The following is a 22,383-nucleotide window of genomic DNA, read 5'->3' as shown; positions in this document are numbered from 1 at the left end:
CGTCAGCCTGCCTCAACGCTCGAGGCTGGCCGAGCGGGAGCGGGCGGCGCCGGGGAAAAGGGGCCATTCGCCTTGCGCCAGCGCACGGCGGCTGGGCGAGGCAACACCTGCGGCGCGTTCGTACATCCAGTAGTTGCGCATGACGATAGAGACATAGCCGCGCGTCTCCCAATAGGGGATCGACTCCATCCAGAGCAGCGGATCGCCCTGATCGTTGATCTCGGAGTTCCAGCGGCTGATCGGCGAGAGCCCTGCGTTGTAGGCGGCCATGATCTTGGGCAACAGGCCCTGCGTCGCCGGATTGTCGCGCAGCATCTCAAGATTGCGCTGACCGAATGCGAGGTTCACTTCCGGGTCGTCGAGGTCGACATAGGAAGCGCTCATGTTGAGGCGCGGGGCATGCTCGCGAACGGTGATCGGGGTGATCTGCATGAGCCCTCGCGCATTGGCCGGGCTGACTGCGCGGGTGCGGAAACCCGATTCCTGAAGGGCGTGCGCAAAGGCAAGCGAGGGATCGACACGCCAACCTGTGCGTGGCTGCCATCCGGCGACGGGATACAGCAGCGAGCGGTCAGCACGCACTCCGTAAGGGGTGTAGTGAGCCATGAACAGCTGTGTCGAGGGAAGGCCCAGTGTCCGCGCAAGGCGCGCGATTGCGGGATAGTCCTGCGCCCGACCGATCCGCGCTTCGTGTCGAAGCACCTCATCGGCGAGGCCATGGCGTCCGATCTCGACAAGGGCGGTCGCAACGCGGACGTTTTTGCGGTCGGAGATCGCGTTCCAGTCGGTGCTGCTGAATGGCTCTGCCGGCGCAGCCGCAGGAAGGTCGATACCCAGCTGGTCGATGGCCAGCATGCCATACAGCGTCTCGTCATAGCGCGACGCCGCATCGAGGTGGCGCTGCGCACGCTCTGGATCGCCGCACCTCACAAGCGCGCGGTACGCCCAGTAATGCGCAGCCGATGTGAGCTCGACATTGGTGGATTGGTAAGCGGCTCGCTCGAACGCGTCAGCCGACAGCGAACAGTCGCCCAGTCGCCAGGATGCAAGGCCCGCGACCCATTCGCCTTCTGCCACCCAGGGGCCTGAACCTTCGGAGACCGTCTGCGCCAACATGAGAGCGTTGCGATCGTCGTTCTCGATATAGTAACTCCACGCCACTCGCTGCCGCCATTCAGCGCGCGCTTCGGCACTGAGATAGGGGTCGATCTCGACAAGCTGTGCGTGTGCATTGACAGGGTCGTCGTCGCGGATCGCGCTGAGGATCGCTTCCTTCGAGCGCGGCGCAATCGAACCATCGTCGATGCTGCGTGGACGAATGCGCCTGGAGGCTGAAGGTTGGCGGGCAAAGCTTTGCGCTTCTGGAAGCTGCGGCATCCATTCAAGGCCGCGATTGGCACCGATCCGGCCAAGCTGCTCTGCCTGCGGCAAATCGACGCCATCCTCAAACCACTGCGCGACCTGCTCCGAGGAAACACGGGGACTGTTGGCGTGTGTGTAGAACTCAGCCACTGCGATCTGGTTGAGAACGCCATCGTCACGCCGATCAAGCCGCACACGAACATCGTCCCAATTCTGGCTGTCGATAGCGGCAAACAGCGAGCGGTAATGCTCGCGCTCGTCGGTGGTCAGAACCTGAGGAACCGCGGCATTCGCAGTGTCGCTGCGATCATAATGCGCCACCATGTTCGAAGACTGTGCTGAGGCGGCAGAGGCAAGGGCAAAGGTTGAAGCCGCAGCGAACCCGACAATCGAAGCTCGCAAACCGTAATTCATCATAGATCGGCTGACCATTCCATCCATCTCCGCCAAAACCGGGCTTTGAGCCGGGGCATCGCCATCATGGCATCCAGCCCTTCGCTCACCATCAGCGGTACACTTCGCTTCTCATGGTTGATTTGACGTAAAGACGAGATGTCTTTCGTTAACTCGTGCCCAATTAACGGCGGGATGCTCGAACCAAAGGCGATCACGCGCTTTGGAGCCACCAGAGCAATGTGATGCGCGGTGACCGCATCCATGCCGCAGGCAGCGATGGATGTCGTATCGGCCATGGGTGTGTGCCGGGGAAGCGAGGATGCGAGATAAACCGCGCTTTCATCGATCCCCATTGCGCGCAGGATATTGCCGAGCAGTTGCCCGCATGGTCCCTTGAGAAGGCTGTCGCTATCCCGCTCTTCCGGGTCGAGGACAATCACCATGAGCTCAGGCTGCGCCACGCCCCGCGGTGCAACGCGCCCACGCGGTCCGATCGCGTCGAGGCCCGGCGTTTGCAGCCAGAACTCGCGGAATTCTTCGAGTGTAGTGGGCGGACTGGCACCCAAAAGATCATTGCGCGTGATTTTGGACTTGGGCGCCGGTGCAGGTTCTGACGCCGTCGATTTGCGGCTTTCAGGTGCGCGTGGCCCGTCGTCGCGAGCAATCGCCGGTGCTTCGCTACCTAGCCAATCCGTAGCGTCGTCGGTGAAGTCGCAATCGACACCGGCCATCCGCCACCAATCCATCGCGGCTTCCAGTTCGGCTTTCAATGAAGATGCAGGTGCGTTCATAGTCTTTAAGGCAGGCCTTGACTGTCGGACCCCTCCTTAGCAAGTGCATTGCGACAGATATGCGCAAACGAGTGCGCACAAACACTTTGAGGTACGAAAGCCGATGAGCGAACGCGAATCAATGCCATGCGATGTCGTGATTGTGGGTGGCGGGCCGGCTGGCCTGACCGCTGCGATCAAACTCAAGCAGATCAATGAAGAGCTTGAGGTTGTCGTGCTTGAGAAAGGCTCTGAAATCGGGGCGCATATTCTCTCGGGCGCGGTGGTCGATCCCAAGGCGTTGGACGAACTGTTCCCCGATTGGCGCGACATGGATTGCCCGATGGCACAGACCCCGGTGACCGACAACTGGCACTGGGTTCTGTCCAAGTCTGGGAAGACTTCGCTCCCGCATGCGATCATGCCGCCTCTGATGAGCAACCACGGTTGCTACACCGGCTCGCTCGGCAACATGACCCGCTGGCTTGGTGAGCAGGCAGAAGCTCTTGGCGTTATGGTGTTCCCCGGCTTCCCGGCGTCGGCTCCGATCTTCGATGAGCAGGGCCGCGTCTCGGGCGTCATAACGCAGGACATGGGCATCGCCGCCGATGGCACGCAGAAACCGGATTATCAGCCCGGCATGGAAATCCACGCCAAGTACACGCTCTTCGCCGAGGGCGCGCGCGGTTCGCTCACCAAATTGATGAAGGCGAAGTACGACCTTGAAGCTGATTGCCAGCCACAGGTTTATGGCCTTGGCATCAAGGAGCTTTGGGACATCGATCCCAAGAAGCACGTGCCCGGCCGCGTAATTCACACGCAAGGCTGGCCGCTTACGGAAAGCGACAGCTGGGGAGGGGGCTTCCTCTACCATCAGGCTAACGGGCAGGTTGCGCTCGGCTTTGTAACCGCGCTCGATTACAAGAACCCGTGGGTGTCGCCGTATCAGGAATTCCAGCGCTGGAAGCAGCATCCTGCGATCAGCGAATATCTCGAAGGCGGTACTCGCGTCGCTTACGGCGCGCGGGCCATCAATGAAGGTGGCTGGCAGTCCGTACCCAAGCTCGCCTTCCCGGGCGGCGCGCTGATCGGCTGCGCGGCTGGCTTCGTCAACGTGCCCCGCATCAAGGGAAGTCACACCGCGATGAAGAGCGGTATGCTGGCTGCCGAAAGCATCGCGGCTGCGATCGCTGCCGGGGATGAGAAAACAGAGCTGATGGATTACGATGCGGCTGTCCGTTCCAGCTGGATCGCGGATGAACTCAAGAAGGTCCAGAACGCGCAGCCTGCCGTCGCCAAGTATGGCGGCGATATCGGCACTGCGCTTGCCGGGATTGATATGTGGATGCGTACACTCAAGATCGGTCTGCCGATCAGCATGAAGCACCACAAGGACCACACCATGACGGGCCGCGCTGATCTGTATCCGAAGATCGATTATCCCAAGCCCGATGGCGTCATCAGTTTCGACCGCCTCACCAATGTCGCCTTCAGCTTTACCAACCATGCGGAGGACCAACCGGTCCACCTGCAGGTCGGCGACCGCGACTTGCAGCGCGAAAGCGAGCTGAAGGTCTTCGGCGGTCCTTCGGCACGCTATTGCCCGGCGGGCGTTTATGAGTGGATCCTGGAAGAGGGCAAGGAAGCCAAGTTTCAGATCAACTCGCAAAACTGCGTCCACTGCAAGACCTGCGACATCAAGGACCCGAACCAGAACATCAACTGGGTCACGCCCGAAGGCGGCGGTGGTCCGAACTATCCGAACATGTGACGCGCCAATTGGCGATCACCGAAACCGCATACGCCAAGATCAACCTCGCGCTGCATGTCCGCAGGCGGCGCGAGGATGGCTATCATGAGCTCGAGACGCTGTTTGCGTTCGTCGATGCTGGGGATGTGTTGTCAGCCCGGCTTTCGGACAAGGACCGGGTTGCGACGGTCGGCGAGTTCGCAACCGGCATAGATAATCCACTCGACAACCTCGTTGCAAAGGCGTTGACGGCGCTACCACGCGCTCAGGGCCTCGACATCACACTTGAAAAGAACCTACCGGTGGCAGCGGGCCTCGGCGGTGGCTCTGCTGATGCCGGGGGGGTGTTTCGCATGGTGGAGAAGGTGCACGGTCTCCCCGATGACTGGCAGGCACGCGCGGCAAAACTGGGCGCGGATGTGCCCTGCTGCGTTCGAAGCGAGACCGTGGTCGGACGCGGTACGGGGACGCAGCTGCAACCAGCTGAGCAGGATCTGAGGGACACGCCGGTCCTGCTGGTCAATCCGCGAACAAAGCTGGCCACAGGACCGGTTTTCAACGCCTGGGACGGGCAAGACCGCGGCGCCTTGCCGCAGGGGTCATCGAGGCAAATCGCGCTCGAAGGTCGAAACGATCTCACCTCGCCCGCGATTGAATTGTGCCCTGCTATCAGGGATGTGCTAGACGCTCTTGCAGGGGGCGAGGCGTGGCTCTCCCGCATGTCGGGATCGGGAGCCACCTGCTTTGCGTTGTACGAGAATGAGACCGCGCGCGATGACGCTGCTGAGCGGCTCAGGAACGAGCACGCTGACTGGTGGCTGCTTGCAGGGAATTTGAGATGATCGACGGGCAGGTGTTCGAGCAAATCGGTGAAGTGAAGCGCGGCGGGTTGGTCTGTGTGAGCGACCACGCATCCAGCTACGTACCCGGCGACTTGCCGCTTGGCATACCTGATGATCTGCTGGAAACGCATATCGGCGTCGATATCGGTGTCGCCGGTGTCGCCTCGCGCATGGCCAGACGGCACGGCATTCCGGCGCATATGGCATTGATCAGCCGCCTCGTGATCGACCTGCATCGTGAGGAAGATCACCCCAAGGTGGTCCCTACCACAAGCGACGGGCACCTGATCCCGGGCAATATCGGAGCGGATGTGGAAGCGCGTCTGACGCGCTACTATCGCCCGTATCACGATGCGCTTACCAAGTGGCTCGACGAAGCTGAGCCGGAGCTTATCATATCGCTTCACAGCTTCACGCCAAAGCTCGAGACAAGTGACGAGGAGCGCCCATGGGAAGTGGGGCTTCTCTATAACGAAGACGATCGCGCGGCTCGCCACGCCATCCGCCTTTTTGGCGAGCTCGGCCTCACGGTCGGCGATAATGAGCCGTATTCGGGCAAGGAATTGAACGCGACGATGAATCGCCATGCGGAAGCGCACGGGCGGCCCTATTGCGCGATTGAGGTGCGGCAGGACCTTATCTCGAACCGCGCCGATCAGGCCCGCTGGGCCACAATGATCGCTGATGTTTGCGGAAGGGTTGCGCTCGCGCTCGACTAACGGCACTGCTTCTCATCGTATATCAGCGACGGGAAACACCATGCCTTTCGACAAATCCAGATTGCCAAGCCGGCACGTTTCGGTCGGTCCGGAGCGGGCACCGCACCGGTCCTATTACTACGCGATGGGTATGAGCGAGGAAGAAATCGCGCGGCCCTTCGTCGCTGTCGCAAGTGCGGGCAACGATTCCGCACCGTGCAACACCACTCTTGATCCGCAGGCTAACATCTGCCGCGAAGGTGTCATCGCCGGCGGAGGCACGCCGCGCCGTTTCAACACGATCACCGTGACCGATGGGATCGCGATGGGTCACCAGGGCATGAAAAGCTCTCTGGTAAGCCGAGAGGTGATCGCGGATTCGGTCGAACTGTCGGTGCGCGGTCACTGCTATGACGCTCTGGTCGGCTTTGCCGGTTGCGACAAGAGCCTGCCGGGAATGATGATGGCGATGCTGAGGCTGAACGTGCCAAGCATCTTCGTTTACGGCGGTTCGATCCTCCCCGGCACCCATAACGGTAAGGACGTAACCGTAGTCGACGTGTTCGAGGCCGTAGGCCAGCATGCCGCTGGCAATTGCCCGCTTCAGGAATTGATCGCGCTGGAAAAGGTAGCTTGCCCCGGACACGGCGCATGTGGTGGTCAGTTTACAGCTAACACTATGGCCTGTGTTGGCGAGGCAATCGGATTGTCTTTGCCAAACAGCAATATGGCGCCTGCACCTTACACTTCGCGCGAAGAAATCGCGCGTGCCGCTGGAGAGCAGGTGATGGTCCTTCTGGAACGCAATCTGCGTCCTCGGGATATCTGCACACGGGCCGCCTTTGAAAACGCTGCACGCGTCGTCGCGGCAACCGGCGGTTCCACCAATGCCGCGCTTCACCTTCCCGCTATGGCAAGCGAGTGCGGGATAGATTTCGATCTCTTCGACGTGGCAGAGATATTCAAATCCACCCCATACATCGCCGACCTCAAGCCCGGCGGGAAGTACGTGGCCAAGGATATGCACGAGGCAGGCGGCGTCTACATGGGCATGAAAACGCTTCTGGATGGCGGTTTTCTCGACCCTGAGCCGATGACGGTCACCGGCAAGACGCTGGGTGAGAATATCGAGGAGATCACCTGGAATCCCGATCAGAAGGTGTTCTACGATGTGAAAAGTCCGATCACCCCGACCGGCGGAGTCGTCGGACTCAAAGGCTCGCTCGCGCCCGATGGAGCGATTGTGAAAGTCGCCGGGATGGCGCGACTGCAATTCTCAGGTCCGGCGCGTGTCTTTGAATGTGAAGAAGATGCTTTTGCTGCGGTTGAGAACCGCGATATCACAGAGGGCAGCGTCATCGTGATCCGGTACGAAGGGCCCAAGGGCGGCCCCGGCATGCGCGAGATGCTTGCTACAACCGCTGCGCTTTACGGACAGGGTATGGGAGAGAAAGTTGCCCTCATCACAGACGGACGGTTCTCGGGGGCCACGCGTGGCTTTTGCATCGGGCATGTCGGGCCAGAGGCGGCCGAATGCGGACCAATCGCACTGATCGAGGATGGCGATACGATCAGTATCGATGCTGAGCGGGGCACAATCGACCTTGAGGTCGATGAAAGCGTGCTAGAACAACGCCGTCAAAAATGGGAGCCGCGCACCAACGATTACCAGTCGGGCGCTCTTTGGCGTTATGCTCAAAATGTCGGGCCTGCGCGAAATGGTGCGCTCACTCATCCGGGGGCCAAGTCTGAAACACATGTTTTCGCGGATATCTAGCGTCGCCTCGAGCACCGTTGCTCTTGCTGCCTGCGGCACTGGCAGCCCGATGCCCGAAGTCGATATGGTGGATTGCGCGATAGGAACAGGGGCCGACTATTCCAAAGAGTGTGTGCTTGAAAAACTGGGACCGCGGCAGTTTGTCATTCACGGGCCGAACGGCGGTTTCAGACGCTTCGAAGTCCAACAGAATGATCAAGGCGTCTCGGTGATATCCATCGATGGCGCTGCGCCGGTTGCGGTCATAAGCGATGATAGTCCGTTGGAGTTCGCAGTCGAGGACGATGTCTACCGGGTCGACCCGGCCCTGATCACGGCTCCTCAGTATGAATAGCTCTCAGATCCTTACCGCATCTCAGATGCAGGCTGCTGAGCAACGTATTTTCGATAGGGGCACAAGCGTTTTCGAGCTTATGCAGCTTGCCGCTGGAGGCGCTGCGGAATGGATACGGCGCTTGGCAGGCGGACGCAGCGTTACCGTCCTTTGCGGACCCGGCAATAATGGCGGTGATGGCTATGTCATCGCCCACCGACTTCGCGAGTTCGGCAACGAAGTAACCGTGATCGCGCCTCTGGAACCCAAGACTGACGCAGCGCAGGAGGCTCGCAACCTTTGGGGTGGCGCCGTTCTTACCTCCGGAAATCGTCAGGGCGCCGATATCCTTGTCGATTGCCTGTTCGGGTCGGGCCTCTCGCGCCCGCTTTCGGGCGAACACGCTCTTCTCCTTCGCGATCTGGCGGATCGACACGCCACGAGGATTGCGATCGATGTGCCATCTGGGATTGCGAGCGACACAGGCGCGCTCCTTAACGACAAGCTCCCCGAGTTTGACGTCACCCTCGCGCTCGGCGCTTGGAAGTTCGCACACTGGTTGCTTCCTGGCCGCGCCAAGATGGGAACCAAGCGCCTCGTTCCCATTGGCGTCGAAGACGTTGAGGGGGCCGCGCATGCTGTTTCGAAACCGCGACTGGCACCGCCTTCGCTTGACGCTCACAAATACCGCAGGGGCTTTGCTGCTGTCGTGGGAGGCTCGATGCCCGGCGCTGCAGTCCTCGCGTCAGAGGCAGCGATGCGCAGCGGCGCTGGGTATGTGAAGCTTTTCGCCGATCAGGCTACCGGTCGTACCGATCCGGGTCTTGTGATCGACACTTCTCCATTGGCCGAGGCGCTTGGTGATAGGCGGCTCGATGGAATCCTGATCGGGCCGGGTTTGGGGCGCGATGATGGGGCGGAGGAGCGCCTTTCGTATGCGCTTTCGATGAAGAAACCTACGGTTCTCGATGCTGACGCCTTGATGTTGCTCCGTCCGGACATGCTGCCCGATGACCCGGTTGCTCTCGCCACGCCTCATGATGGCGAACTCGAAAAGCTATGCAGGGCTTTCAGTGTGGTTGCGGAAAGTCGCCGCGATCGGGCCTTGGCTCTGGCAAGGGGAAGCGGAATGGTCGTCCTCGCAAAGGGACCCGATAGTGCTATCGCTGCGCCAGATGGCCGTGTGTGTCTGGTACCACCGGCACCGTCGTGGCTTTCGATTGCTGGAACCGGCGACGTGCTGGCGGGGATTGCGGTCAGTCGCCTCGCTTCTGGAGCTGAGCCCTTCGATGCAGCTTGTGAGGCGGCTTGGCTGCACAGCCGCGCTGCTCAACGATGCGGCGCTGCATTTACAGCGATGGAGCTTGCCCACGCAGTATCTGGTGCATTGGCGGAATGCCTGTGAGCGAGATTGTTCGCCTTGCTGCGGAGGGTGATGGTGTGACTGCCGATGGCCAGCATGTATCGCTCGCAGTTCCGGGCGATGTGGTCGCCTCGGATGGCATCATCGAACGCGGTGCCCACCATGTCGATCCGGCGTGCCGGCACTTCACCGTCTGCGGGGGTTGCCAGCTTCAGCACGCGGACGAGGAAATCCTGCGAGCATTCGTGCGTGACCGGGTGGTCAACGCAGCGCGAGGGCAGGGTGTGGACATCGGCGATTTGCTGCCTGAACACCTCTCTCCCGAAGGTTCCCGTAGGCGAGCGTCGCTCCATGCCCTCAGGGTTGCCAACGGCGCAATCGTGGGCTTTCGCGAGGCGGGTTCGCATCGGCTTGTCGATCTTTCGGAGTGCCCGGTGCTCAGGCCCGAGCTGGCGACCCTGATCCCGGCGATGCGTGAGTTTGTCGCGAAGCATGGACCCAAGCGTAACGTCGATATCGCTCTGACACTTTGCGATCAGGGCGTCGATGTGGGTCTGTCGCATTTTCCGCTTGATGGGCTTGCAGCGACCGAAGCGGCGCTGGATTTTGCGCGCGGACATCAACTTGCGCGGCTTACGATCGATCAGGGCTATGGAGCCGAGACGGTGTGGGAGCCGGAACCAGCGACAATTTCGCTTTCCGGCGTTCCCGTCGCCATGCCTGCAGGAGCATTTCTTCAGGCGACACAGGACGCCGAAGATCTGATGGTTGTCGACGCCGGGCAGGCGTTGGACGATGCGCGGATCGTGGCGGACCTGTTCGCTGGCCTCGGGACTTTCGCGTTTGCCCTGGCAAGGAGCGGACCTGCTGGACGCAAGGTGTTGGCGGTTGAAGCGGATCAGGCGGCTCATCTGGCATGCAAGGCTTCTGCGGTGAGGACTGGTGGACGCGTTCTGACGATGCACCGCGATCTGTTCCGGAACCCGCTACAGGCGGCAGAACTGAGCAGGTTTGAAGGCGTGTTGCTTGACCCGCCGCGGGCAGGGGCGAGGGCGCAGGTCGCTCAGCTTGCCCAAAGTGACTGCCCGCGTGCCGTTTATGTAAGCTGTAATCCGTCGAGCTGGGCCCGCGATGCAGCCGTGTTGTGCGACGCAGGCTACAACCTTGAAACGCTGCGACCGGTTGGGCAGTTCCGATGGTCGACCCACGTGGAATTGGTGAGCGTTTTCAGCCGCTAACTGCGCAATGCTATGAGAATTTGCGCCTCAAGCCATTCGCGATGCTCGTCGTCGACATAGGAGTGTCCCGCCCCTTCGCATCGAGCGATGCGGGGATCGGAGCTTTCCCACGCCGCCTCGAACAATTGCGCAGTCCGGTCTGCTGTCGCGAGAAGGATCGCGACATGTCCTTCGAAATCGTCGAGGCCGGTCTTCATCTCCTGTGCGAGCGTTGATGGCGCAGGCGCCGGGCGCAACGAGGAAAGCACGCCTCTGCCCAGCTTTCTCAGGTCCACTCCGCCACGCAAAAGGCGTGCAATTTCGCGCGGGTTCCTCAGCTTCTCGGCATACCTAGCGCGGATCGCATCGGGCGTGTGATTGGAAGCGGCGTCGCCTTCTTCTTCGTTGCTCTCGATAGTCCACGGATTGGAAAGGATAAGGCCTTCAAGCCTCTCACCCCCGGTCAGCATCAGAGCAGAGGCGGCGTCGCAGTTTCCAAAGGCAAACACGCGGTCCATTTGCGGGACCATGCCGCGAAATGCCTCAAGCGCGGCGCGAATATCCTTGGCAGATGATCGAAACCCGCGATTTTCGCCTTCGCTGCCCCCGATCCCGCGCCGGTCGAACCGGAAAACCGGAAAACCTTTCGACGCTATTGCCGCGGCAAGGTGTGACTGCCCCGAAAAAGCGCCCGAACGGATTTCGTTGCCGCCGCTGACCAGTAACAAGCCAGTGCTGCCCGGGGCAGTGTCCAGAGACCCCGCAAGCTTCAGGCTTCCGCAGCCGAATTGAAAGTGCAGCCGGCTCACTTGGCGCCACACTGGTCGTCAGCCACGATCGCAGCAAGCGCTGCTGATTGTGCGGCGTCCTCGTCCGGCTCTGCCCTGAGCCACAATCCTGGCCCGCCCAGTTCTTTCTGCGCAATCGTAGTGTGGGCGTTGTTTGGTGCCGGCTCTGCCGTCTCCATCTCGCGCAGCATCTCATGACCAATTCGCCAACCGGCAAGCGTAAGACCTTCGCGACGACCAATTTCCAGAAGTCCCTCGCCAGACTCATCTATCCCGCTTTCGCGTGATGCGATCGTGCGGGCGCGCAGCATGGCACGAAGCTGCTTTGGACCGGTTTGAGGAGCATAGAGCCACCCGGGAAGGTCATGCGGCGCAATAAGCGCTCCGGCGCGGATCGCCAGAACATGAGTGGCTCCCACTTGCTCCGAAACGTCCCTTGCAGCCGATTGCCAACTCGCGATCGACTGATTTTCCAAAGGAACGAGGCTCTCATTTGTGCCGGGTAGATCGGGCAAAAAAGAGTCAACGCCGTCCTCATCCAGCGCTCGCATCGTCTCTATTGTGAACCGCCGCAGCTTGTTGGCCTCGTCAAACCATGCAGGCACGATAAGCACCCGTCTCGCGCGCCCCTGATCCAGACTGACCAGCATCTCCTCGGAGGTTTTGCCGCCGGGTAGAGAGGCTGTCCAGGTTGAGATCATGCGGTGTGTCGCTTGGCGCGCGCGTTAGCGCTCGGCCAGCTTACCTTCGGCAAACGCCAGAAGCCCGCCATAGGTTTCCAGCATCTCGCCATCGACGTCATCATCTTCGATGACGATATCGAGACGATCTTCCATTTCGGTCAGCAGCCCGGCAACGGCCATGGAATCAAGTTCGGGAAGATGACCAAACAAACCGCTTTCGTCGTCGAGCGCATCTGCGGTTTCTTCATCGATCCCCAGAACGTCGGAGATGATCGACTTAAGCTCTTTGTCGAGCGCTGCCCGGCTCATCGCAAGGCCCGGTGCGGTCTTCTCAGGAGTTTTTCCGGTCGCAGAAGAAGTGCTCATTTCTGATCGATCCTACTGGGGCGCCGCTGGCTATCGGGCGGTTTATATAACTCTTGGCCCGCGCCCTTAACCGCGCGGGGGGTAAGGCGCAAGCGCGGGGACGTCGGGCTCAGTTAGGCGCCATGCGGTCTGGCGAGCAAGATCGACCCAGGCGCGCGGACTGCCAAGATCGAGGCAATCGATCCGGTAGCGGGGTCTTGCTGCATTCATCCAGTCGGCTTTGTAGGCCTGGTCACCGGTGCCGAAATCGACAAGTTTTACTCCATCGATATCGATCACCTGCCGGAATAAGGCAGCGGTGAGTGTCGTGCCCGCAGAGAGGTTGCGGACGCTTTCGAGGTGCGCGAGCTTGTGAATGTACGCCGTGCCGTTTTCGACGGTCCAACATTGCGCCGCGACTGCTTTTCCGTCGTGATGGGCGATACCAAAACGCAACCGACCAGATGCGCCTTCTTCGCGAGCGAACTGACGAAGCATCGAGGGTTCGTCTTCCTCAGGCTTCCAGCTTGACGCGTAAATGGCTTCATATTGCGCCCAAAGCTCTTCGTCAAAATGACTCAGGACCCGAGTTTCGACCTTCTTGGCCTTGCGCTTTAGTGTTGTTCGCAGCTTGCCAGGACGGCCTTGCCAGTATTGTTCGAAAGATTGGCCTCCCACGTGAAGCACATGGTTTGTGTCTTGATGCGTGACTTCAACACGCCAGCCAGCGGTCGAAAATGCCTTTGCCAGCCGTGTTGCGGAGCCATCCTCGTCAGGCACAGGTTCGAGAGTTACGCGGTGCGCGCGCTGTTTGAGCTGGCGCGCAATCTCAGTGAGCAGTCGGTCGCCCTCAGGCCCTTCAGTTGCCAGCTGACGCCAGGTGAAACTGTACCAGTTGCGAAGGGGGGTAATTCGTCCATTTCGCTCCATCAGTGCAAGAGCGGCTGCCTTGTCCGCGTCTGTCGCGATGGCGATGAGCGGGGTAAGACCGGTCTCGGCAAGCAAACCGTACCATTCGGCGCGATCGAACGGGGCCGTCGTTGCAGGAACTCCTTTTTCAAAGAGGTCTTGCAAGACGTTAACCCTGTCGTGATACCGCGCTTCGATCACTCGTACTCATTCCCTTTGGACACCGATGCACGAAACCCTCGATTCAACACCTTTTCCGATCGATCATCTCACCCAAAGGGCGGCGGCGATGGGTAAAGACGATGCGCCGGCATTGGTGCTTCGCGATGCTGTGCTTAACCACGATGAGTTAAGACAGCGTGTCGAATTGCTTGCGGGTTGGATAGCTCAGGAGGTTGCCGAGCCCGGCGCGCGCATCGCGAGCTGGGCATCGAAAGGTGAATTGACCTGCCTGTTGCCGCTGGCTGCTGCGAGAGCGGGCAAGGTCCATGTACCGATTAATCCGTTGCTCAAACGCGCTCAGGTTGCGCATATTCTGGCCGACAGCGGGGCAAAGATGCTCATCGGCACGGGATCGAGGCTGAGATCGCTGGACGCTGGCGACACCCCCGACGATTGTTCTTTGCTCGAGGAGGTTGCAGCGATCGAAGCAGCCTATGCGACAGGGATCAGTCTTGGACCTTCGCAAGCGCATACGGGCGATTTGTGCGCAATCCTCTATACGTCGGGTTCGACCGGCAGGCCCAAGGGCGTCATGCTGAGTCACGCCAATCTGTGGCTTGGTGCAGTGAGCGTGGCGGGCTATCTTGGCATGGCTTCCGATGACGTCACTCTCGCCGTTTTGCCGCTTTCCTTCGACTACGGGCAAAATCAACTGCTCTCTACATGGTATGCCGGTGGCTGCGTGGCCCCACTGGACTTCCTGTTCCCCCGCGACGTCGCGAAGGCTTGCGCCAAGCATCAGGTAACGACGCTTGCCGCCGTACCGCCTTTGTGGGTTCAACTGACCGAGCTCGAATGGCCTAAAGAAGCCAGCTCTTCGCTGCGGCGCCTCACCAACAGCGGGGGCGCGCTGACAACCGACCTTGTAAACGATTTGCGACAGATATTTCCTCTTGCCGACCTCTATCCGATGTACGGCCTCACTGAGGCATTTCGCTCCACTTATCTCGAACCTGCACTTGTTGCCCAGCACCCGACTTCGATGGGAACCGCCATTCCCTTTGCCGAGATCATGGTGATCAATGACGCTGGCGCGGTGGCAGCACCCGAAGAAGAGGGGGAGCTTGTTCACTGCGGGCCCTTGGTGGCGCAAGGGTATTGGCAGGATCCCGAGCGCACAGCAGAGCGTTTCAAGCCTGCGCCCGACCAGTCCAGATATGGCGGTGTAGCGGTGTGGTCAGGTGACCGGGTGAGAAGGGCGCACGATGGTCTGCTCTATTTCGTCGGACGTCGCGATGCGATGATCAAGAGCGCTGGCAACCGGATCAGCCCTCAGGAGGTTGAAGAAGCAGCGATCGCCACAGACCTCGTTTCCGAAGCCGTTGCACTTGGCATTCCCGATGATCGGCTGGGTCACGCGGTTCACCTCGTTGTTCGAGGGACCAGTGACGAAGCACAGCAGGCAACGCTTCCGAAAATGCTACTGAAAGAGCTACCCAATTTCATGCAGCCACAGGTAATCCATTGGCGTGATGCCATGCCGCTAAATCCGAATGGCAAGATTGATCGGACAGCGCTCTATCGTGAACTGACAGGTGAGGGTGCGTGATGAAGACCAAGCCAGCCGGACCGATCCCAAGCGGATATGAGGCCAGAGATGGCGAGCTTGCCATCGGCGGGCAGACTGCAACCAGCCTTGTCGAAACGGCCGGTCGAACGCCGTTGTTCGTTTATTCGAAAAAGCATCTTGATCGCCGCATGGCTGATCTGCGCGCCGCGCTGCCTCAACGGATCGGAGTGAATTATGCGGTCAAGGCGAACCCTCATCCCGCTGTAATTGCTCACATGGATTCGCTGGTCGACGGGTTCGACGTCGCATCGTCAGGAGAATTGGCGAAGCTTGAGGATGCAGGCATTGACGCATCGAGAGTGAGTTTCGCCGGACCGGGAAAGCGCGACGACGAGCTTGAAGCAGCAATTTCTGCAGGAGCAACACTCAACTGCGAGTCTGAAGGGGAGGGCGAGCGGGCTCTCGCGATTGCTCAGCGTCTTGGAAAAGCTCCTCGAATTGCGATCCGGGTGAACCCCGATTTCGAACTCAAGGGCTCGGGCATGAAGATGGGCGGCGGTGCCAAGCCGTTCGGCGTCGATGCTGAACGTGTGCCTGCTCTGGCTCGGATGCTGATCGCTGGCGGTGCACACTGGCGCGGCCTGCATATCTTCACGGGAAGCCAGGCGCTCAGCGCCGATGCGATTATTGAGGCACAGGGGAACGTCATCGACCTTGCAGCAAGACTGGCTGATGAAATCGGTGAGGGCTTGCCAAAGCTGAATATGGGCGGGGGTTTTGGTATTCCTTATTTCCCCGGAGATGAGCCGCTTGACCTCGATGCGGTGGGTCAGGCGCTTGATGAACGGATTTCCGATCTCCCCGATAGCCTGCATGATACAGAGCTTTGCCTGGAGCTTGGGCGCTATCTTGTCGGCGAAGCGGGCGTCTATCTGTGCCGAGTGATCGATCGCAAAGTCAGTCACGGGGTAACTTACCTCGTGACTGATGGCGGCTTGCACCACCAGCTCGCTGCGTCCGGCAATTTCGGAACGGTCGTAAGGCGCAACTATCCTGTCGCTATCGCAAGCTGTTTTGAGCGCGAAGCTGACGACGTGGTTAACGTCGTCGGATGCCTTTGCACACCCCTTGACCGGCTGGCAGACGCAGCATTTCTACCCCGAGCAGACGTGGGTGATCTCGTCGCGGTGTTCTGCGCTGGAGCCTACGGCGCCACGGCGAGTCCGCAGAATTTTCTGGGTCATGGGCCTGCTGCCGAAATGCTCGTTTAGGGTTGGCAGAGCGGCTGTCCCGAAACGGGATGGGCGGGTAAACTGCCACGTATCACTAACAATATGTTCACCATTATAGAGCACAAGTTCCGGGTCATTCGCGAACCCGGGTGAGGCAGGTCGCTCCTGCCATGACGATCCGGGGCCGCAGCATCTGGCCAAGGATACGTATCAATGCCCAATTCGCTTACTCTCGCCCGTCTTGCGGGAATCTCTCTTGCTACTTTAGCTATCTCGGCATGCGCCGGTAGCGGTCCGGAGCTGCCCTCGGCGAGCTATGCCGGCGCACAGAGCGAGCCGAGCGAAGAATACATCATCGGTCCGCTCGATGAGATTACGATCCATGTCTGGCGGAATCCCGAACTGAGTGCAGAGAAGATCCAGGTGCGCCCAGACGGGCGGATCACGATCCCGCTCGTGCGTGACATGCCTGCGGTGGGCAAAACGGCGACACAGCTTCAGGACGATATCAAGGACGAGCTTGTTCAATATATCGAGCAGCCGATCGTCTCTGTCATTGTAAACCAGTTCAATTCCACTTTCGATCAGCAGATCCGCGTGGTCGGATCGACTGAGCAGCCAGCGTCGCTGCCCTACCGCGCCAATATGACGGTTCTCGACGCGATGATCGCGGTCGGTGGTCTGGGAGAGTTTGCTGCTGGCAATCGTGCCAAGCTGCTCCGTATCGATCGCGAGGCTGGTACGCAGAAGGAATACCGCCTGCGCCTTTCCGACCTTCTTAAGCGCGGTGACAGCACTGCTAATGTCATGCTTCGTCCGGGTGACACGATCATCATCCCCGAGAGCCGATTTTAAGGGAGCTCGGACGGGAGGATGAACGAACTCTTCGACGATCTGCGCACGGCGCTCTATTCGGTATGGCACCGCCGCTGGCTGGTGCTTGCCGTGGCGTGGGGAGTCTGCCTTCTGGGCTGGCTGGTGGTTGCGCTGATCCCCAATTCCTACGAATCCAAAGCGCGCATCTATGTCGACGTGGATGACGTCCTTTCCGAACAACTCGGCATCGCCGGTGATGGCCAGGAAGAGATCCGCGAAGTGCGTCAGACACTGCTCGGCTCGGTCAATCTTGAAAAGGTCATAACCGCGACAAAGCTGGGCCAGGACATCTCACAGCAGAGCGAGATGGACACCGCGATCGCGCGCCTCTCGGAAAACGTCAAAGTCGAGAGCGAAGAGGACAATCTCTTCTCGATCACCGCCGAAGTCGGTGTTCGCAGTCTGAGCGATGCCGAAAACGCGGTGCTCGCGCGTAACGTAGTCCAGAAGCTGCTCGATATCTTTCGCGAAGAACATATCTCCGGCAACCGCGCGCAGGTCAGCGGGGCAATTGCCGATCTCAACGACCAACTGGAAGAGCGCAAGCTTGAGCTCGAGCAGGCCGAGGAGCGCCGGCTTTCTTTCGAAGCGCAGTACCCGGATCTGGCGGGCGGGTCAGTCTCGCTTTCGGCGCGCGTGCAGCAAGCCCGTGCCGAACTTCGCGATATCGACGCGGACCTTGCTGCGGCATCGAGCGCGCTGGCACAGATGAATTCTCAGATCGCTTCGACCCCGCGCACCATCGCCGGTGGTCCCGGGGCGGTGGGTCCCCAAGCAGCGCTCTTGCAGGCGCAGTCACAGCTTGCGGAATTGCGCTCTCGGGGTCTCACCAATCAACACCCTGACGTCGTGTCGACCAGTCGACAGGTTGATATTTTGAGCCGTCAGGTCGCTGCTGCGGGTCCGGGCGAGGTAACAGGTTCACCGAACCCGGCCTATTCTCAGTTAGTGGCCCTTCGCGCCGACCGTCAGGCGACGATCGACTCGTTGCAAGCGCGCCGCGCTGCCCTCCAATCCAATCTCGCTTCGCTTGCGGCAAGTCAGGCTACCGAACCTGCTGTCGCAGCAGAGGCAAACCGGATCAGTCGCGACTACGACGTGCTCCGCAAAAACTACGAGCGACTGCTGGAAGATCGCGAAAAACTGCGCACGCGCGGCGACGTGATCGACGAAACCAGTCAGTTCAAGTTCGAGCTGGTTGACCCGCCAGTCGTTCCGCAAGCGCCATCCGCGCCCAATCGTCCGTTGCTGCTGATCGCAGTGTTGTTTGTGGGGCTGGGGGCTGGTGCCGGGGTTGCCTATGTCATGGGTCAGTTGCGTTCCACGTACTCGACTTCGCAGAGCCTGGAAAAGTCCATGGGTCTGCCGGTGATCGGGTCGATTTCGCTGACCCTTTCGGAAACCGCAAAGGCTCTTCGCCGCCGCCGGTTCAAGCAGTTTGCCGGTGCGACCGCAGGCTTGTTCGGCGTGCTTGTCGTCCTTCTGGCGATCGAGATTGTCTCGGTCGGAACGATCGCGTGAGGAGGCGAGCATGACCGAGCATAGCAAGATAGATCGCAAGTCAGCCGAGCGCGCTCACAAGAGCGCGTCGCTGTTCGAGCGCGCCGACGCCGCCTTTGGCCTCGACCGCATCGCGCCTGCGGTAGTGCCCAACAATCTGCCAAGAACGAAGCGACCGCCCGAGCGTGCGCAAGCCTCACCCGCGCCTCGCCCTGCCCCATCAGAATCCGCCCGTGTGCAAACCCAACCTGCACCGACGCCTCGTGTTGAGCAGCCGTTGGCTCTTAAAGGGCAGCGGGTCACTGTCGATCGCGGCAAGCTGCGCGATGCGGGCCTGATTGTTCCCGAGGAGCCTGTGACCGGGCTGCTGGAAGAGTTTCGCATCGTGAAGAGAGAGCTGATCGCCGATGCACGTGCAGCTGGCGACGATGCCTCACGGCGGGTGCTTGTCTGCTCACCGCATTCGGGCGAGGGCAAGACCTACTGCGCTGCGAACCTTGCGCTCGCCCTTTCTGCAGAGCGCGATATTGAGGTCGTGCTGGTCGATGCCGACGTGATCAATCCCTCCGTCTCGCGCCGCCTTGGTATCGAAGAGGGTGCGGGCCTGATGGATGCGCTGGTTGATCCATCGATCAAGCCGGAAAACCTTGTGTCTGCGACCGATATTGACGGTCTGTTCGTCATGCAGGCGGGTACAAGCAGCGTCCTTGATGCCGAATACCTGACCAGCGCACGCACCGGTGAGGTGCTTGATCGCCTCACACGAGGCGCTCCCAATCGTTTTCTGATTTTCGACACGCCGCCTGCCTTGGCCGCGTCCCCGGCTGCAGAGTTGGCCGCCCATGCCGGGCAAGCTCTTCTCGTCGTGCGCGCTGACGAGACGAGCCGCGCGGCACTCGACGATGCTCGCCAGCTCCTGTCGGCCTGCCCGGATATCAAGCTGCTCCTCAATGCGGCGCAATTCAGCCCGTCAGGTCGCCGCTTCGGCGATTATGGCGAAAGGGAGGAATGATCATGCGGTTCTTCCGGGAAACGCTTCTCGTTGGGTGCGCGGCTCTTGCTGCTGCGGCACCGGTGCAAGCCCAGTCCGAACAGCAGGATGGTGACCGTAGAGCGGTCTTTATCCAGCCCTATATCGAGGTCAGTCAAATCCTGACCGCCGAGTTGTCGCCGGGCGATGAGGTGTTGACCTTCACTCAAGTGGCAGCCGGCGTCGACGTCAATGCGCAAGGCCGTAACAGCGGCGCTTCCGTATCAGTCCGGTATGAGCGCAACATCGGCTACGGTGATGCAGTCGATACCGACACGATCAGCGGTGTCGCGCGCGGTTACTTATCCGTCATCCCGCGTGCCCTCACGCTCGAAGCTGGGGCTCTTGCTAGCCGGACGCGGGTGGATACAGGCGGAGCGGTCTCGCCTAATCCTCTCGTTAGCGATGATGCGACGAGCCAAGTCTACAGCGTCTACGCCGGGCCAACCATCGCCACACGCCTAGGCGTTCTCGATGTCACAGGTTTCGCGCGGGCCGGATACAATCGTTTCGAGGCCAATGACGCGGTGATCGATCAGGCCGGAAATCCGGTCGATATCTTCGATGATTCCGTGACCTATCAAGGGCAAGTTCGCGCAGGCACACGTGTTGGCGATCCTCTCCCCATTGGCCTCGCTGTAACTGCGGGCGGGTTTCAGGAGGACATCTCAAACCTGGACCAGCGCGTGCGCGACACCTTCGTACGCGGCGATGTGACCATTCCGGTTTCACCAAGCCTCGCCTTCGTGGGCGGCGTTGGTTACGAGGACGTCGAGGTTTCCAGTCGCGACGCGCTGCGCGATGCTGCTGGTAATCCGGTAATTGGCACAGATGGCCGCGTCGTAACCGACCGGTCCTCACCGCGATTGGTGGCCTTCGATGTTGACGGCCTGCTTTGGGACGTGGGCGTCCTCTGGCGTCCCTCTACCCGCACCTCGCTCGAAGCGCGGGTGGGGGAACGTTACGACAGCACCACCTATTACGGGAACTTCACCTACATCCCCAGTCGCCGCAGTGCGTTGAGCATTTCGGTTTATGACGGCATCAGCGGTTTTGGCGGTGTGCTCAATAATGCGCTGTCTGCCCTGTCGAGCGACTTCGTGGCCAATCGCAACCCCGTCACGGGAGATTTTGGCGGGCTGGTTTCGGGTGGAGAGACGCCTGGTCTCGTTAATTCCTTTGGCTCGGTCCGCTCTGCCGCTTTCCGAGGACGCGGCGTAAACGCGACTTATCAGCGTCAGATGGGCCGCCTCACCGCCGCCTTTGGCGCAGGTTATGACCGTCGCACCTTCATCGCCGCTGCTGGAAGCGCACTGGAAGCCGCGGATGGCCTGCGTGACGAAAGCTACTATGTCACCGGAGCGCTCACACGGCAGCTGGGTAACAGCGCAAACCTTCAGGCCAATGCCTACGCGAACTGGTTCGAAGCCGGCACGCCGGGGAACGATCTCACCGCAGTGGGCGCGTCCGCCGCATATAACCGTTCGATCACTGAGCGACTATCGGCTCGTGCCGCATTGGCGGTCGACTATTTCGACAGCGAATTCACCGCAGAAGACTTTGCCACCGCAACCGCGCTGCTTGGCCTGCGCTATAATTTCTAAGCCCACGGAGCTGACCTGAGATGTACGATCAATATTACGGCTTCAGCGGACGCCCATTCCAGCTCACGCCGGACCCGCAATTCTATTTCGAAAGCGCCAGTCACAAGAAGGCGATGAGCTATCTTGGTTATGGCATGAACCAGGGCGAAGGCTTCATCGTAATCACCGGTGAGGTTGGCGCGGGTAAATCGACACTGGTCGCGCACCTGATGGAACGTATCGACCCCGAAGCGCTTACCGTCGCGCAGGTTGTCACCAGCGCTCTTGACGGTGAGGAGCTTATTCACGTCATCGCTCAGGCTTTCGGCCTCGCGGTCGAAGGTCATGACAAGGCCGGTGCACTGGGCGCAATCGAACGCTTTCTGCAGGACGAGGCTCGCGAAGGGCGGCGCTGCCTGCTCGTGGTCGACGAATGCCAGAACCTTGACTTTACCGCTCTCGAAGAGCTGCGAATGCTCTCCAATTTTCAACTCGGTGCCCATCCGCTTTTGCAGAGCCTTTTGCTCGGTCAGCCGGAGTTTCGCCGTACGCTTGCGCATCACCCCGATCTTGATCAGCTGCGCCAGCGCATTATCGCCTCGCACCATCTCGAAGCTCTCGATGAAGATGAGGTAGAGGATTACATCTTTCATCGCCTGCGTCACGTTGGCTGGGACGGACGCCCTCTGTTTAAAGAAGGGCTGCTTGAGGCGCTGTACAAGGCGACTGATGGTATTCCGCGCCGCGTAAACCAGGTCATGAATCGTCTGCTTCTGCTCGGCGCGATCGAGGAAAAGGATCAGGTCGGAAGCCAAATGCTCGACGCTGTGATGGCTGAGATGAACGCTGATCAGTCGCGCGGATCGAGCCCCGAACCGAGCCCCCTGAGCATCGAGCCTGTGGGACAGCATTCGGTATCGACGCATTCAGCGGCGCCTGCTGAACGGCAGGACATTGACAGTGTGCCTGCCACGGAAGTCGCGGCCCTTCTCGCCCAGCGCGATGCACGAACGGCAGAGCTTGAAGCTGCAATCAACGATCTGCGGGCTGCGGGCGCATCGCCTTTGCCTGCATCGGGCGATGCTGACACGGGACTTGGTGCGGCCTTGGAGCGTATTGAATCGCGGCTTGAAGAGCAGGAGCGCTCGTTCCGGCACGTGCTGACGATGCTGATCGAATGGCTTGAGGACGACACGTCACGCGAGGCTGCCTGAGCC

The 22,383-nt window shown here is 60.4% G+C and carries 20 protein-coding genes; 14 read left to right on the top strand and 6 right to left on the bottom strand.

All coding sequences use genetic code 11. The features are described from left to right. Window positions 1–12: 12 nt before the first annotated feature. Both CD351_RS10825 and CD351_RS10820 read right to left on the bottom strand, forming a co-directional pair. Window positions 13–1,794, bottom strand: a complete 1,782-nt coding sequence (locus CD351_RS10825; protein WP_234027111.1) for a lytic transglycosylase domain-containing protein — start codon at window positions 1,792–1,794, stop codon at window positions 13–15. Further along, window positions 1,776–2,549: a hypothetical protein gene (locus CD351_RS10820; RefSeq protein ID WP_111992658.1), complete on the bottom strand. Its 774-nt coding sequence runs from the start codon at window positions 2,547–2,549 to the stop codon at window positions 1,776–1,778. The genes CD351_RS10825 and CD351_RS10820 overlap by 19 nt, the downstream gene beginning before the upstream one ends. 103 nt (window positions 2,550–2,652) lie before the next feature. Here CD351_RS10820 and CD351_RS10815 point away from each other — a divergent pair, with 103 nt between their 5' ends. Genes CD351_RS10815 through CD351_RS10785 form a run of 7 tightly spaced genes read left to right on the top strand, consistent with a single transcriptional unit; the run spans window position 2,653 to window position 10,509 of the window. Beyond that, window positions 2,653–4,299 carry an electron transfer flavoprotein-ubiquinone oxidoreductase gene (locus tag CD351_RS10815; protein WP_111992657.1) on the top strand — a complete coding sequence of 549 codons (1,647 nt, stop codon included), beginning with the start codon at window positions 2,653–2,655 and terminating at the stop codon, window positions 4,297–4,299. Beyond that, entirely contained in the window at window positions 4,296–5,120 is an 825-nt protein-coding gene (locus CD351_RS10810) for a 4-(cytidine 5'-diphospho)-2-C-methyl-D-erythritol kinase (RefSeq protein ID WP_234027110.1), read from the top strand. Before CD351_RS10815 ends, CD351_RS10810 begins: the two co-directional genes overlap by 4 nt. Further along, on the top strand, window positions 5,117–5,839 hold the full coding sequence (locus CD351_RS10805; RefSeq protein WP_111992655.1) for an N-formylglutamate amidohydrolase: 723 nt from the start codon (window positions 5,117–5,119) through the stop codon (window positions 5,837–5,839). The genes CD351_RS10810 and CD351_RS10805 overlap by 4 nt, the downstream gene beginning before the upstream one ends. A gap of 40 nt (window positions 5,840–5,879) precedes the next feature. Next, entirely contained in the window at window positions 5,880–7,595 is a 1,716-nt protein-coding gene (ilvD, locus tag CD351_RS10800) for a dihydroxy-acid dehydratase (RefSeq protein ID WP_111992654.1), read from the top strand. After that, the gene (locus CD351_RS10795) at window positions 7,576–7,929 is read left to right on the top strand and encodes a hypothetical protein (RefSeq protein ID WP_162627693.1); all 354 of its coding nucleotides are present in this window, start codon (window positions 7,576–7,578) and stop codon (window positions 7,927–7,929) included. Before ilvD ends, CD351_RS10795 begins: the two co-directional genes overlap by 20 nt. Further along, a complete protein-coding gene (locus CD351_RS10790; protein ID WP_111992652.1) occupies window positions 7,922–9,313 on the top strand; it encodes an NAD(P)H-hydrate dehydratase in 1,392 nt (463 codons plus the stop codon). The genes CD351_RS10795 and CD351_RS10790 overlap by 8 nt, the downstream gene beginning before the upstream one ends. Continuing rightward, window positions 9,304–10,509, top strand: coding sequence for a class I SAM-dependent RNA methyltransferase (locus CD351_RS10785; protein ID WP_174214267.1), 1,206 nt, complete (start codon window positions 9,304–9,306; stop codon window positions 10,507–10,509). The genes CD351_RS10790 and CD351_RS10785 overlap by 10 nt, the downstream gene beginning before the upstream one ends. Here the strand turns inward: CD351_RS10785 and CD351_RS10780 are convergent. The 4 genes from CD351_RS10780 to CD351_RS10765 form a co-directional block, all read right to left on the bottom strand. Beyond that, on the bottom strand, window positions 10,506–11,297 hold the full coding sequence (locus CD351_RS10780) for a hydrolase 1, exosortase A system-associated (protein ID WP_111992651.1): 792 nt from the start codon (window positions 11,295–11,297) through the stop codon (window positions 10,506–10,508). The two genes, CD351_RS10785 and CD351_RS10780, sit on opposite strands and share 4 nt — an antisense overlap. Next, on the bottom strand, window positions 11,294–11,977 hold the full coding sequence (locus tag CD351_RS10775) for a hypothetical protein (RefSeq protein ID WP_234027109.1): 684 nt from the start codon (window positions 11,975–11,977) through the stop codon (window positions 11,294–11,296). The genes CD351_RS10780 and CD351_RS10775 overlap by 4 nt, the downstream gene beginning before the upstream one ends. Window positions 11,978–12,001: 24 nt before the next feature. Then, window positions 12,002–12,268, bottom strand: a complete 267-nt coding sequence (locus tag CD351_RS10770; protein ID WP_111992649.1) for a phosphopantetheine-binding protein — start codon at window positions 12,266–12,268, stop codon at window positions 12,002–12,004. A 123-nt stretch (window positions 12,269–12,391) separates the two neighbouring features. After that, on the bottom strand, window positions 12,392–13,414 hold the full coding sequence (locus CD351_RS10765; RefSeq protein ID WP_111992648.1) for a GNAT family N-acetyltransferase: 1,023 nt from the start codon (window positions 13,412–13,414) through the stop codon (window positions 12,392–12,394). Window positions 13,415–13,439: 25 nt separating this feature from the next. Between CD351_RS10765 and CD351_RS10760 the strand changes: the two genes are divergently transcribed. The 7 genes from CD351_RS10760 to CD351_RS10730 all read left to right on the top strand — a co-directional run bounded on the left by CD351_RS10760 (window position 13,440) and on the right by CD351_RS10730 (window position 22,380). After that, window positions 13,440–14,984, top strand: a complete 1,545-nt coding sequence (locus tag CD351_RS10760; protein ID WP_111992647.1) for an acyl-CoA ligase (AMP-forming), exosortase A system-associated — start codon at window positions 13,440–13,442, stop codon at window positions 14,982–14,984. Then, entirely contained in the window at window positions 14,984–16,216 is a 1,233-nt protein-coding gene (locus tag CD351_RS10755) for a pyridoxal-dependent decarboxylase, exosortase A system-associated (protein ID WP_111992646.1), read from the top strand. The genes CD351_RS10760 and CD351_RS10755 overlap by 1 nt, the downstream gene beginning before the upstream one ends. A gap of 174 nt (window positions 16,217–16,390) precedes the next feature. Continuing rightward, window positions 16,391–17,032 carry an XrtA/PEP-CTERM system exopolysaccharide export protein gene (locus CD351_RS10750; protein ID WP_111992645.1) on the top strand — a complete coding sequence of 214 codons (642 nt, stop codon included), beginning with the start codon at window positions 16,391–16,393 and terminating at the stop codon, window positions 17,030–17,032. A gap of 18 nt (window positions 17,033–17,050) precedes the next feature. Then, window positions 17,051–18,574, top strand: a complete 1,524-nt coding sequence (locus CD351_RS10745) for an XrtA system polysaccharide chain length determinant (protein ID WP_111992644.1) — start codon at window positions 17,051–17,053, stop codon at window positions 18,572–18,574. A gap of 10 nt (window positions 18,575–18,584) precedes the next feature. After that, the gene (locus CD351_RS10740; protein WP_111992643.1) at window positions 18,585–19,565 is read left to right on the top strand and encodes a P-loop NTPase; all 981 of its coding nucleotides are present in this window, start codon (window positions 18,585–18,587) and stop codon (window positions 19,563–19,565) included. A 2-nt stretch (window positions 19,566–19,567) separates the two neighbouring features. After that, window positions 19,568–21,187: a preprotein translocase subunit YajC gene (locus tag CD351_RS10735; RefSeq protein ID WP_234027108.1), complete on the top strand. Its 1,620-nt coding sequence runs from the start codon at window positions 19,568–19,570 to the stop codon at window positions 21,185–21,187. Window positions 21,188–21,207: 20 nt separating this feature from the next. Then, window positions 21,208–22,380 (top strand): XrtA/PEP-CTERM system-associated ATPase, encoded by a 1,173-nt coding sequence (locus CD351_RS10730; protein ID WP_111992641.1) that lies wholly within the window; start codon window positions 21,208–21,210, stop codon window positions 22,378–22,380. The last annotated feature ends 3 nt before the right edge of the window (window positions 22,381–22,383 follow it).

This window comes from Erythrobacter sp. KY5, assembly GCF_003264115.1.
In the GTDB taxonomy this organism is placed as follows: domain Bacteria; phylum Pseudomonadota; class Alphaproteobacteria; order Sphingomonadales; family Sphingomonadaceae; genus Erythrobacter.
The sequence above is the reverse complement of the archived record's forward strand: the minus strand, read 5'-3'. Positions and strand labels throughout refer to the sequence as shown.